This is a genomic window from Thermomonas sp. (genome assembly GCF_025993755.1).
Lineage (GTDB): Bacteria > Pseudomonadota > Gammaproteobacteria > Xanthomonadales > Xanthomonadaceae > Thermomonas.
This window is the reverse complement of the sequence record NZ_JAMQHN010000118.1, coordinates 1-11812: the sequence shown is the minus strand read 5'-3', so window position 1 is coordinate 11812 and position 11812 is coordinate 1. Positions and strand designations below refer to the sequence as shown.

The 11812-nt window shown below is 67.8% G+C and carries 13 protein-coding genes, 1 tRNA gene, 1 pseudogene and 1 other annotated feature; of the genes and pseudogenes, 6 read left to right on the top strand and 9 right to left on the bottom strand.

The features are described 5' to 3' along the window. Positions 1–88: 88 nt before the first annotated feature. The 4 genes from Q0X16_RS08005 to Q0X16_RS07990 all read right to left on the bottom strand — a co-directional run bounded on the left by Q0X16_RS08005 (position 89) and on the right by Q0X16_RS07990 (position 3665). Positions 89–466 (bottom strand): DUF423 domain-containing protein, encoded by a 378-nt coding sequence (locus Q0X16_RS08005; protein WP_297832995.1) that lies wholly within the window; start codon positions 464–466, stop codon positions 89–91. Positions 467–561: 95 nt separating this feature from the next. Beyond that, positions 562–1632 carry a polyketide cyclase gene (locus Q0X16_RS08000; protein WP_297832994.1) on the bottom strand — a complete coding sequence of 357 codons (1071 nt, stop codon included), beginning with the start codon at positions 1630–1632 and terminating at the stop codon, positions 562–564. A gap of 177 nt (positions 1633–1809) precedes the next feature. Next, positions 1810–2466 (bottom strand): response regulator transcription factor, encoded by a 657-nt coding sequence (locus Q0X16_RS07995; RefSeq protein WP_297832992.1) that lies wholly within the window; start codon positions 2464–2466, stop codon positions 1810–1812. Next, a complete protein-coding gene (locus tag Q0X16_RS07990; RefSeq protein ID WP_297832990.1) occupies positions 2463–3665 on the bottom strand; it encodes a sensor histidine kinase in 1203 nt (400 codons plus the stop codon). Before Q0X16_RS07990 ends, Q0X16_RS07995 begins: the two co-directional genes overlap by 4 nt. A 126-nt stretch (positions 3666–3791) precedes the next feature. Between Q0X16_RS07990 and Q0X16_RS07985 the strand changes: the two genes are divergently transcribed. The 5 genes from Q0X16_RS07985 to Q0X16_RS07965 are packed head-to-tail and all read left to right on the top strand — an operon-like array spanning position 3792 to position 6822. Next, positions 3792–4394, top strand: a complete 603-nt coding sequence (locus Q0X16_RS07985; protein ID WP_297832988.1) for a GNAT family N-acetyltransferase — start codon at positions 3792–3794, stop codon at positions 4392–4394. Then, complete coding sequence (gene minC, locus Q0X16_RS07980) at positions 4391–5185, top strand: septum site-determining protein MinC (RefSeq protein ID WP_297832986.1); 795 nt, start codon at positions 4391–4393, stop codon at positions 5183–5185. Before Q0X16_RS07985 ends, minC begins: the two co-directional genes overlap by 4 nt. A gap of 30 nt (positions 5186–5215) precedes the next feature. Then, complete coding sequence (minD, locus tag Q0X16_RS07975) at positions 5216–6028, top strand: septum site-determining protein MinD (RefSeq protein WP_297832984.1); 813 nt, start codon at positions 5216–5218, stop codon at positions 6026–6028. A gap of 3 nt (positions 6029–6031) precedes the next feature. Beyond that, the gene (gene minE / locus Q0X16_RS07970) at positions 6032–6295 is read left to right on the top strand and encodes a cell division topological specificity factor MinE (RefSeq protein WP_297832982.1); all 264 of its coding nucleotides are present in this window, start codon (positions 6032–6034) and stop codon (positions 6293–6295) included. Then, a complete protein-coding gene (locus tag Q0X16_RS07965) occupies positions 6295–6822 on the top strand; it encodes a hypothetical protein (RefSeq protein ID WP_297832999.1) in 528 nt (175 codons plus the stop codon). The genes minE and Q0X16_RS07965 overlap by 1 nt, the downstream gene beginning before the upstream one ends. Positions 6823–6885: 63 nt before the next feature. Here Q0X16_RS07965 and rnr read toward each other — a convergent pair whose 3' ends face one another. Continuing rightward, complete coding sequence (gene rnr / locus Q0X16_RS07960) at positions 6886–9198, bottom strand: ribonuclease R (protein ID WP_297832997.1); 2313 nt, start codon at positions 9196–9198, stop codon at positions 6886–6888. A gap of 293 nt (positions 9199–9491) precedes the next feature. Here rnr and Q0X16_RS07955 point away from each other — a divergent pair. After that, a tRNA-Leu gene (locus Q0X16_RS07955) sits at positions 9492–9576 on the top strand. 12 nt (positions 9577–9588) lie between these two features. Here Q0X16_RS07955 and Q0X16_RS07950 read toward each other — a convergent pair. From Q0X16_RS07950 to Q0X16_RS07935, 4 genes and pseudogenes are all read right to left on the bottom strand, one after another. Then, a complete protein-coding gene (locus Q0X16_RS07950) occupies positions 9589–10029 on the bottom strand; it encodes a hypothetical protein (protein WP_297832981.1) in 441 nt (146 codons plus the stop codon). A 23-nt stretch (positions 10030–10052) separates the two neighbouring features. Further along, positions 10053–10274, bottom strand: coding sequence for a hypothetical protein (locus tag Q0X16_RS07945; RefSeq protein WP_297832979.1), 222 nt, complete (start codon positions 10272–10274; stop codon positions 10053–10055). Then, on the bottom strand, positions 10271–10606 hold the full coding sequence (locus Q0X16_RS07940; RefSeq protein WP_297832977.1) for a DUF6127 family protein: 336 nt from the start codon (positions 10604–10606) through the stop codon (positions 10271–10273). Before Q0X16_RS07940 ends, Q0X16_RS07945 begins: the two co-directional genes overlap by 4 nt. 236 nt (positions 10607–10842) lie before the next feature. Then, a pseudogene (locus Q0X16_RS07935) lies at positions 10843–11812 on the bottom strand (IS3 family transposase); the annotation flags it as partial. Continuing rightward, positions 11668–11784: a sequence feature (AL1L pseudoknot), on the bottom strand. Its footprint overlaps the pseudogene before it by 117 nt.

Below are 11812 nucleotides of genomic sequence, written 5' to 3'. Positions count from 1 at the left end.
CCAGCTTGCGGTCGCGCCGGCACAGATGCGCGAACGCCGCTTCGGTATCGAACCCCCTCGAATGACGCGTCACCGCACGCCTCGTCGCTCAGACCTTCAGCCGATCGTAGGCGTACAGCAGCCAGCCGGTGATCGCCAGCGCCGCGCCGATCGGCAAGGCCACGCCGGCCGCCATCGCCAGCACCACCTGCGCGAGCGCGCCGCCGCAGTACATGACCACGCCCGCAAGCAGCAGCCCCAGTCCCAGCAGCGCCACCGGGCGCTGCGCCAGCGGCGCCAGCGCGGCCAGCGCCACGCCGTGGGCGAATCCGAAGCCGGCGGCCTGCAGCATCGCGGCGGTCCCCGGGCCCGCCACGTCCTGCGAGGCGTACAGGTAGAGCGCCACCGACAGCGCGGCCAGCAGGGCGCCGATTGAACCCACGTAGCGGCGCAGGACGATCAAGCCCGGGGTATTCGACGCAGCCATGGATCTCGCACTCCCTTCCAGCATTCCCAAAAGCAAACGCCGCGACTTGCGCGGCGTTTGCGTCGGCACGGCCCGCGACAGGGCCGGTCCGGCCCTTACTTGATCGGCCAGTACACGTCGAACTTGCCGTTCTCGGTGAACGCGCCCGCCACGCCCGAATTGTAATCCTCGTAGGCGCGATCCTTGATCTCGTAGCCGTGGGTCGCGGCCCAGGCGCGCAAGGCGTTGCGCACGTTTTCCAGACCGGCCATGTAACCCGTGAAGCTGGTCGTCACCGCGCGCCCGCCGGCCACGTGGTGCTCGTACTTCACCGGCGCGCCGGCCGGAATGGTGACGCGACCGACCGCACCGCCGCCCTTGCGGCGCACGACCTGCATCACGTCGAAGTTGTAGGTGCTCGAACCGAGTTCGGTGGTGACGATGCGGACGGGGCCGACCGCTTCCAGCCCGTTGGCCTCGATCGTGCGCTTGATCCATTCGCTGTTGTTGTTGATCGCGGTCTGGATCTGGGTGTTGCCGCGCTCGACCGCGCCGGCAGTCACGTACAGCACGTCCTCTTCCGGCCGGTCGACGACCTTGGGCGGCGTCATGCCGCTGCCCTGCACGCGATAATCGATGTTCGGAACCGACGCCAGCGTGGTCACCAGCCGGGCCAGGCTCAGCTTCATGTCCTCGCCCATGTGGCGCGTCACATAGAGGCCGGCGTAACGACCGAAGATGTTCCAGCCATAGTCCACGTCATAGGTCTGGATGATCTCGACGTTGCGGTTGTTGCGGCCGGTCGGGCGCAGGAAGTACGCGGTGCGCTTGTTGTCGCCGCGGGTCTCGTCCTGGATCCGGATGCCGACCATCTTGTTCGGCTGGCTCTGCACGATTTCCCACGAACCCGAGCCGATGTTCCTTTCCTGCGAGACGTAGCTCAACTTGGCGCCCACGCCTTCTTCCGGCCCGGACAGGGTCAGCTGCATGCGCGGATCGCGCAGCGCCACCGCATTCCAGTCCTTGAAGCGACGGAAGCTGTTGACCGTATCGAAGACGATCGTGAGCTTGCGATTGGTTTCGACCTGTTCGCTGAGGTGACGCGAGGACGGCAGCACCAGCCCCAGGGCCAGATACAGCCCGGCGACAATCGCCAAGGAAATCAGGATCTCGAGCACACGAGTCATTCAGGAATCTCCGGGAAGATCAATGGCAGCCGCAGGGTCGCGCAGACCCGTCATCCTAGCAAATAACCCCGAGCGCAGGCGAGCATCGAGGCGGGAAACCGTGACGCCGGACGCATCCGACAGCGCGCGGCCAGAGCACAGGCGGGTAGCGCCCCCGCGGCGAAGTCGCTGCCGGCATCAGACCAGCTTCAGCTCGAACGCCTTGAGCACCGCCCGGGTGCGGTCGCGCACGCCGAGCTTGGAGAGGATGTTGGACACGTGGTTCTTGATCGTTCCTTCGGCCACGTGCAGGGAATTGGCGATTTCCTTGTTCGAGAACCCCGAGGCCATCAGGCGCAGAATCTCGGTCTCGCGGTCGGTCAGCGGATCGGGCTGGTCGAGGCTGACGAACTCGTTGTGCATGTGTTCCAGACCCGACAGCAACCGCTGGGTGACGGCCGGCTGGACCAGCGAACCGCCGCGGGCCACGGTCTGGATCGCGCCCACCAGTTGTTCCAGCGACACGTCCTTGAGCAGATAGCCCTTGGCGCCCGCCTTGATCCCGGCCAGCACCAGCGCGTCATCGTCGAAGGTCGTCAGGATGATGGCAGGCGGCAGCGTCCCGGCGGCACCCAGTGCCTGCAGTGCCTCCAGCCCGGACATCTCCGGCATCCGCATGTCCATCAGCACCACGTCGGGCTGGATCTGCGGGATCCGCTCGACGGCCTGGCGCCCGTCGCTGGCCTCGGCGAAGACGACGACGCCATCGGCCAGTTCCAGCAGGGAGCGGATGCCCTGCCGGACCAGGGTCTGGTCGTCGACCAGGAAAACGCGGATCGGGGCGGATTCACTCATGCGTCGCTCTCTCCGTGCAGTCGGATGCCGGCATTGGCGGCCACCGGCAGGGCCATTGTGAGCTGGAAACCCTCTCCGCGCTGGCTGTCCACCGCCAGCGTCCCGCCGTACTGCTGCAGCCGCTCTTCCAGGCCGCGCAGGCCGTTGCCGGGAACGACCGCGTCGCTGCCGTGGCCATCATCGCGCACCCGCAGGATCACGCGCTCGCCCTCGCGGCGCGCCACCAGCCACAGATGACGCGCACCGGCGTGGCGCACGGCGTTGGTGATGGCCTCCTGGGTGCAGCGCAGCAGGACGTGGGCGCGCGCGGGATCGTCCACCGTCAGCGGCTCTTCGATGTCCATGTCGATGGCCAGGCTGGGCACGTTCTCGGCCAGCGGCCGCAGCACCGCCCCGAGGTCGATCACGCCGCTATCGCGCAGCTGGCTGACCGCCTCGCGCACGTCGGTCAACAGCAGCCGCGCCAGCGCATGCGCCTGCAGCACGTGCTCGCGCACCCGCCCCTCCGACAGGTGGCCGGCCACTTCGAGATTCAGGCTGAGCGCGGTCAGGTGGTGGCCCAGCAGGTCGTGCAGTTCGCGCGAGATGCGGGTGCGCTCGTTCACCCGGGCGCTGTCGGCCAATAGTGCACGTGTCGCACGCAGCTCGGCGTTGAGCCGGCGCTGCTCCTCGCGCGCCTGCGTCTGTTGCAACGCAGCAAGACTGACCACGAACACGAAGCCGGAAAACCCCGCGTACAGCATCGACTGCATCAACGCTTCCAGCGGCGGAAAATCGAGCCAACGGATGAACACCGGCGCGACCGCCAGCTGGCCAATCAGCAGCCAGGCCGCCCCCACCGGCAACGGCAACAGCCACGGCAGCACGCAAGCTGCCACCATCAAAAGGACACTGCCCAGCCCGGTTCGGGTGAAATAGCTGACCCCCAGCGCCGCCAGCGTCAGCACCACCAGCAGCAGGTAATCGGCGCCGTTGCGCCCGCGCCCACCCAGCCCGCGGGTGATCCAACCGTAGCTCAGCCCGAAGGCCAGGTAGGCCACCCAGCCCTGCCACGGCATCGGCCGCAGGGCGAGGTCCTCGGCCGTGGCATTGGCAAGGTACGGCGCCATCCACGAATACAGCAGCGGCAACCCCACCACGCCCCAGGTGAACAAGCCGGCGTAGCGCAGCAACCGGGTGTGGGAAAGATGGGCGAGCATGACGCCTTATACCGCACCCCATCGCTCCCGCCGAAGGGCAATGGTCATGTTCCCGCAACGGCCGGGCATGCGATAATGGCCACTCCCGCAGTCGCGGGCCCGCCACAGCCATCGGAGCCTCACGGAATGTCGATCGCGATCCGCGACGTGTGCGAGCAGGACCTGGATTCCGTCCTCGCCTTGAACAACGCCGCCGGCCCCGCGATCCTCCCGCTGGACGCCGCGAAGCTGCGGCGGATGTACGACACCGCGGAATACTTCCGCGTGGCCGAGCGCGACGGCAGCATGGCCGGATTCCTGATCGGCTTCGGCTCCGACGCGCCGCACGCAAGCAGCAACTTCGCCTGGTTCCGCGAGCGCTATCCGGAGTTTTTCTACATCGACCGGGTGGTGGTCGCCAGCCGTCGTCGCGGCGGCGGCGTCGGTCGTGCGCTCTATGCCGATGTGCAAAGCTATGCCGAATTGCGCTACCCGCAGTTGGCCTGCGAAGTCTTCCTCGAACACGGCTCCGACCACGCCCTGCTGTTCCACGGCAGCTTCGGCTTCCGCGAGGTCGGCCAGCACCTCATGCCCGGGGTGGAACTGCGGGCAGCGATGCTGATGAAGACTTTGTGCAGCTACCCCTGGGTCCGCGCCACCTACGGCACGGCGCTGCCCGACGTCCCGTGGCTGCTGCAGCCGCGCCACCCAGCCCACGCCACGCCCGCCGCGACCGGCACCCACGCATGAGCGCAACGCCGGATTACTCGCAGGCGGGGGAACTGAAATTCGGCCAGGTCGGCATCGCCAACCTGCGCGTGCGCGCGCTCGACGTCGACAGACTTTCCGCCGAAATGCGCGAGCGCGTCGAGCGTGCACCGAAACTGTTCGAACGCGCGGCCGTGGTGCTCGACTTCGGCGGACTGGCCAAGCCGCCTTCTGAAGCCGAGACCCGCGCCCTGATCGACGGCCTGCGCAATGCCGGCGTGCTGCCGGTGGCGCTGGCCTACGGCACCCGGGAAATCGACGCGCTATCCAGGCAAATCGACCTGCCGCTGCTGGCCAAGTTTCGCGCCAGCTACGAACGCACCGGCGCCGAATCCGCACCCGCGGAAAGCGCGCCCGAACCCGCCGGCTCCGGCGCGCAACCCGAGCCGAAGGTTTCGGCAAAGCCGGCCACGGAACCCGCGCCCAACGCCGCGGCGCCGACATCGCCGGGACTGGTCCAGACCACGCCAGTGCGCTCCGGCCAGCAGATTTACGCGGAACACCGCGACCTGACCGTGCTGGCCACCGTGGGCGCTGGCGCGGAAGTGCTGGCCGATGGCAACATCCACATCTATGGCGCCCTGCGCGGCCGCGCGCTGGCCGGCGCGCAGGGCAACGAGGACGCACGCATTTTCTGCCGCGAGTTCCGCGCGGAGCTGGTGGCGGTGGCGGGACGCTACAAGGTGCTGGACGACGTACCACGCGACCTCGTCGGGAAACCCGTCCAGGTCTGGCTGGAACAGGGACAACTCAAACTCGCGGCGCTCGACTGACGCCGCACCACGATCACGGAGGAAGCCAGCTTGGCCGAAATCATCGTAGTCACCTCGGGCAAGGGCGGCGTCGGCAAGACCACCACCAGCGCCAGCCTCGCCACCGGTCTCGCACGCCACGGCAAGAAAGTCGCCGTCATCGACTTCGACGTCGGCCTGCGCAACCTCGACCTCATCATGGGCTGCGAGCGACGCGTGGTGTACGACTTCGTCAACGTCATCCACGGCGAAGCCACGCTGCGGCAGGCGCTGATCAAGGACAAGCGCTTCGAGAACCTGTTCGTGCTGGCCGCCTCGCAGACCCGCGACAAGGACGCGCTGTCGCGCGACGGCGTCGAGAAGGTGCTCAAGGACCTGGCCGCCGACGGCTTCGACTACATCGTCTGCGACTCGCCGGCCGGCATCGAGAAGGGCGCCTTCCTGGCGATGTATTTCGCCGACCGCGCCATCGTGGTGGTCAACCCGGAAGTGTCCTCGGTGCGCGACTCCGACCGCGTGCTCGGCCTGCTGGCCTCCAAGACCCACCGCGCCGAGCGCGGCGAAGGCGAGGTGGCGTCGCACCTGCTGCTGACCCGCTACAGCCCGCAGCGCGTGGCCGACGGCGAGATGCTCTCGGTGGCCGACGTCGAGGAAGTGCTGGGCCTGAAAACCATCGGCGTGGTCCCCGAATCCGGCGACGTGCTCAACGCGTCCAACAAGGGCGAGCCGGTGATCATGGATCCCGAGTCGACGGCGGGACAGGCCTACGACGACGCGGTGGCGCGCCTGCTGGGCGAGGATCGTCCGATGCGCTTCACTACGGTGGAGAAGAAGGGCTTCTTCAGCAAGCTGTTCGGAGGTTGACGCATGTCCATCTTCGACTTCCTCAAGCCCCGCAAGAACACCGCACAGACCGCCAAGAGCCGCCTGCAGATCCTGATCGCGCAGGAGCGCAGCTCCGACAGCGCGCCGGACTACCTGCCGCTGATGCGGCGCGAGATCCTCGAAGTGATCCGCAAGTACGTGAACGTGGAAGCCGACGAGGTGAAGGTCGATCTGGTGAAGAACGGCGACCAGGACGTGCTCGACATCTCGGTCTCGCTGCCGGAGCGCGGTTCCGCCGCCGGATGATGCAGGCCGAGGCGCCGCTTCCGTTCGGCGCGGGCACCGGCGTCCTCCGGCTGGGCGACATCGGCTTCGATGCACCCGCCGCCCTGCTCCACCGCTACGGCCTGACCCTGCAACGGGTGGCCGACGGCGCACCCATTCCCGGCAGCTACTGGGGCGACGCCGAAGCCGGCATCATCGGCTGCACCGTGTACGCGCGCGGCGACACCCCCGTGCACTCGCTGCTGCACGAAGCCGGCCACCTGATCGTGCTGCCGCCCGGGCGTCGGGCGCAGGTCCACACCGACGCCACCGACTCGGTGCCCGAGGAAGACGCCGTCTGCGTCCTGCAGGGTCTGCTCGGCGACGCCCTGCCCGGCGTCGGCCGCGAACGCATCTGGGCCGACATGGACGCCTGGGGCTACACCTTCCGGCTCGGCTCGGCGCGCGCCTATGCGGAGCAGGATGCGGAAGCGGCCTGGCTGTGGCTTTGTGACCACGGTCTGGTCGAGCCGGGATCGCGAACCCTCGTCGATCCGCACGCAGGCTGAAACGTCCATCCGCGCCGGCGCCACCACTCCCTTCGCTTCGGTGCTTCCAGGCCGTTGCGCGCCTCAATACCGCTGCTTCGTCCGCCTGGCCGGCTGCCCGCGCGGCGGCGGCGGTTTCGGTTCGCCGGCTTCCTCGACCAGCCGGAAATCGATCTTGCGCTCCTCCACGCTGGCCTTGAGCACGACCACGCGCACGCGGTCGCCCAGTCGCCACGACTTGCCGCGACGCTCGCCGGTCAGGGTCTTGCGCACGGCGTCGAACTGGTAGAAATCGCGCGGCAGCTGCGTGACGTGCACCAGGCCGTTGACCTTGGAGTCGTCGAGTTCGACGAACAGCCCGAAGCTCGTCACGCCGCTGATGGTGCCGTCGAATTCCTTGCCGACGTGCTCTTCCATCCACGCCGCCCGATAGCGTTCGTCCACTTCGCGCTGGGCCTCGTCGGCGCGCCGCGATCGCTCCGAGCACTGCAGCGACAGCGCGGCCATCTCGTGCGGACTGTAGGTGTAGGCATCGCGTCGACCGCCGGAGAGCGCGTATTTGAGCGCACGGTGCACCAGCAGGTCGGCGTAGCGGCGGATCGGCGAGGTGAAGTGCGCGTAGGCCTCCAGCGCCAGCCCGAAGTGGCCGATGTTGTCCGGCGCGTACACCGCAAGCGACTGGCTGCGCAGGAGAACGGATTCCAGCAGCGTGGCGTCGGGGCGATCGCGGATCTTTTCCAGCAGGTTGCGGAAATCCTTCGGCCTGACCTTGCCCCAGGGCGGCAGCCGCAGCGCGAATTCCTTGAGGAATTCCTCCAGATCGGCATATTTCGACTCCGGCGGCCGATCATGGTCCCGGAACGGCGCCGGGATGCCGGATTCCAGCAGATGCCGCGCCGCTTCCACGTTGGCGGCGATCATGCATTCCTCGATCAGCTTGTGGGCATCGTTGCGCTGGAGCATGCCGGCCTGGGTGACGGCGCCCTTCGCGTCCAGCAGGAAGCGCACCTCGCTGCTTTCGAACTCGATCGCGCCGCGCCGCGCGCGCGCCCTGCCGAGGACCCGGTAGAGCTGGTGCAGTTGCGTGATCCGCGGCAGGAGCGTGCCGATTTTCGCCAGCGCCGCCTCGCGGTCGTCGTCGGCGATGCCCTCCCCCACGGCGTTCCACACGTCGGTATAGGTCAATCGCGCGTGCGAGTGCATCACCGCCTCGTAGAAACGCGACGCCGACACGCGCCCATCGCGGCCCACCTGCATGTCGCAGACAAAGCACAGGCGATCCACCTTCGGATTGAGCGAACAGATGCCGTTGCTCAGCGTCTCCGGCAGCATCGGCACCACGAAACCCGGGAAATACACCGACGTGGCGCGCTTTTGCGCCTCGGCGTCGAGCGGCGCGCCGGGCCGGACGTAGTGCGAAACATCGGCAATGGCGACGATCAGCCGGAAACCGTCCTGGTTCGGTTCGCAGCAGACCGCGTCATCGAAATCCTTCGCGTCCTCGCCGTCGATGGTGACCAGCGGCAGCGCGCGCAGATCGACCCGGCCACGCACCTCGGCCGCCGTCACCTCCAGCGGGATGGCCACGGCTTCGGCCAGCACCTCCGGCGGAAACTCGCTGGGGATGTCGTGCCCGTGGATCGCCGCCTCGACCGCCTGCGAAGCCGTCAGGCGGTCACCCAGGACCGCCACGATCCGGCCGATCGGCGGCCGGTGCGCGTCCTGTGCCACGGTGATCTCGGCGACCACCAACTGCCCGGCCTTCGCACCGTTGCGCGCGTCCTGCGGAATCATCACGTTGCGCAGGATGCGGCGGTCGTCCGGCACCACGTAGGCGACCCCGAGCTCTTCGGTATAGCGACCGAGCAGACGGCTCAGGCGCCGTTCCAGCACTTCGACGATCGTGGCCTCGCCGCGACCGCGATGGTCCATCCCGGTCAGGCTGGCCAGCACCCGATCGCCGTGACTGACCTTGCGCATTTCGTAGGGCGGCAGGAACAGGTCGTCGCCGCCCTGCTCCGGCCGCAGGAAGCCGAAGCCGTCGGGATTGGCGATCACGCTGCCGGCGATCAATTCGGCCTGCTGCGCCGGCACGAAGCCGCCGCGCCGGTTCTGCAGCAGCTGCCCGGCGCGCAGCATCGCCGTCAACCGTTTCTGCAGCGCATCGAAGCGTTCCGGTGCCTCCAGCCCCAAAGTCGCCGCCAACTCGGTGTCCTTCAGCGGCCCATCGCTGTCGGCCAGCACCTGCAGGATCAGCTCACGGCTGGCAATCGGCTGCGCGTAGCGCTCGGCCTCGCGTCGCGCCTGCGGATCCCTGGGCTGCGCGCGCGCCGCCGGTGGCGCGGATCGGCTTGCCTTCCCCTTGCGCTGCGGAGGTCCCGGCGGCGGCTCCGGCATCCACGCCGGCAGGCCGCCCGACTTGCCGGACCGCGGCGCGGTAGCGCGTTTCCCGGTCTTGCCGGTCTTTCCCGCGCCCCCCGTCGCGTCGCCCGCACCGGATCTGCTTCCCCCGCGCGTCGCGGCGATGGGGCCCTTGTCGCGACCGCCGCCGCGCTTTCCGGAAGATCTGCTCATGCGTCGATGGTACAGGGGCGCCGGTGTCGACACACGGACCGCTCCCGCCTGCTGCGGACGACGGGTCCCGATTGACATGTCCTCCGCCGCACCGGAAAATGTGCAGCTCACCACCTGCCCAGGTGGCGGAATTGGTAGACGCACTAGTTTCAGGTACTAGCGGGTAAAACCGTGGAGGTTCGAGTCCTCTCCTGGGCACCAAAGCTGCAAGCATCAGACCTCGCGGAAGCGGGGTTTTTTGTTGGCCGCAATCCACGATAAGCCGATTCGCGGACCGATCGCTTCACCCGCCCGCCGCCAAACCGCATTCAACCGTTTCCTGCAGCCACCCGTTCCGACGGCGTCGCCGGCATCGCCCGCAAGCACGCACGCCCGCACGCCCGCACGCAAGCACGCAAGCACGCCAGCACGCCAACACGCCAGCACGGGCGCGACGGGCAGGAAAACCCCAACCGGAAACGGTTGGGGAATCGTTATTGGCTCCCACGCCAGCGCCTTTGGCGGCGTGGTGGTGTCGCCGATCTTCACGTCGGTGGTGGTGCCGAAGCCGATGGTCGGCACATCGCCCTTGACCGGGATCACCGCGCGGTCGGTGTAGCCCTCGTGCAGCACGATGCCGACCAGGGCGGCGGCGGACAGCGTCAACGCGGCCACGGTGCATCTTTGCGGTGGCCGGATCATCGGCGCATCTCCGGCTGCGCCACGATGCGGGCCACGGTTGCGCCGATGCTGGCAGCGAAGGCCAACAGCACGAATGCGTCACGCGGCAGCACGTCACCAAACAGCGGCACCACCACTTCCGCCGCCGTGAAAGCCGCTGCCAGCAGCGAGAAGCGGATGTTCCAGGCACGACGGAGCACGCGCCGCCAGTTATCCAGCAGCCAGAGCTTGGAATTCATTGCGCGCCACCCATCAGCTTCAACTTGATGGCAGCGCCGACCAGCAGCGCGGCCAGGATGCCGGTGGTGATGACCTTCACCGTGGTTTGCCATGCATTACGGCGGGCATCGCGCCACGCTTCCAGCAAATCGCGCAATTCGCGGATGTCCTTCGCAGCACTGCCGCTTTCCAGCCCGAAGTGGGCGAGGCAACGCTCGGCTCCGCGTTCGGCGGCACGGTCGAGCAGTTCGTCGAAGTCTCGCGGCGCAACAGGAGCATGTTTTCCCCGAGGGTGAGGCGACCAGACACGGGTGCTCCTGCCACCCGAGTGAGCGCGTCGCGCTGCCAGCAACCGCCTACGGGCGGTTTTTTGTGGCCGCTCGGGATTCGGTCGCCACCGCTACAGGAGTTGCCAACCACAACCGACCGCCTCTAAACCCGCGCCAGCAAAGGAAGTGACCTCGAGAACGCTCGCGTGACCACCAGAGAAAACGGAGAACAGAGAGGCGGCGACGGAGGCAAAAGCGCCCCCATCGCACGGGTGTCGCCTGAACCGCCCCGGGAATCCCGGAGACTCGTTGGTGTGAGTCACGCCGCCATGGCGAGTTCACGGGTTTGCTGATAGTAAATCGCTTCGGCTTCGGCTGGTGGGATGTCGCCGATCGACCCCAGCAAACGCGTGTGGTTGAACCAGTCCACCCAATCCAGCGTGGCCAGTTCGACCGCTTCCCGACTGGGCCAGGAGCGTCGATGGATTACTTCGGCCTTGTACAGCCCGTTGATCGTCTCGGCCAACGCGTTGTCGTAGCTGTCGCCGACGCTACCCACCGACGGCTCGATCCCGGCCTCAGCCAAGCGCTCGGTGTAGCGGATGCTGACGTATTGCACGCCGCGGTCGGAGTGGTGGACCAAGCCGTCCTGGGCTGGCCGCCGGGCATACAGGGCCTGTTCCAGCGCATCGAGCACGAAGTCCGTACGTGCCGAACTGGACACCTTCCAGCCGACGATCCGGCGCGCGAACACGTCGATCACGAACGCCACGTAGACGAAGCCCTGCCAGGTCGAGACGTAGGTGAAGTCACTGACCCACAGCGCATTGGGTCGGTCGGCCTTGAACTGCCGGTTTACCAGATCCAGCGGGCAGGGCTGCGCCTTGTCGCTGTGCGTGGTCTTCACGACCCTGCCGCGCACCACGCCAGCCAGCCCCAGCCGCTTCATCAACCGCGCCACCGTGCAGCGCGCCGCCTGGTAGCCTTCCCTGCGCAGTTGCTTCCAGACCTTGCGCACGCCATAGACCTGCTTGTTCTCGTCCCAGACCCGACGGATCTCGGTGCACAGCGCTTCGTCCCGCCACCAGCGGTCGGGCTGCAGTTCCGGATCAGCCGTACGGGCCGCGTGCGTGTAGTAGGTCGACGGAACGATCGGCAGCACCCTGCAGATCGGCTCGACTCCGTAGACGTGGCGGTGTTCGTCGATGAACGCCGTCATGGCTTGAACCGGCGGTCGAGCTCCGCCTGGGCAAAATACGCGCTGGCCTTGCGCAGGATCTCGTTGGCCT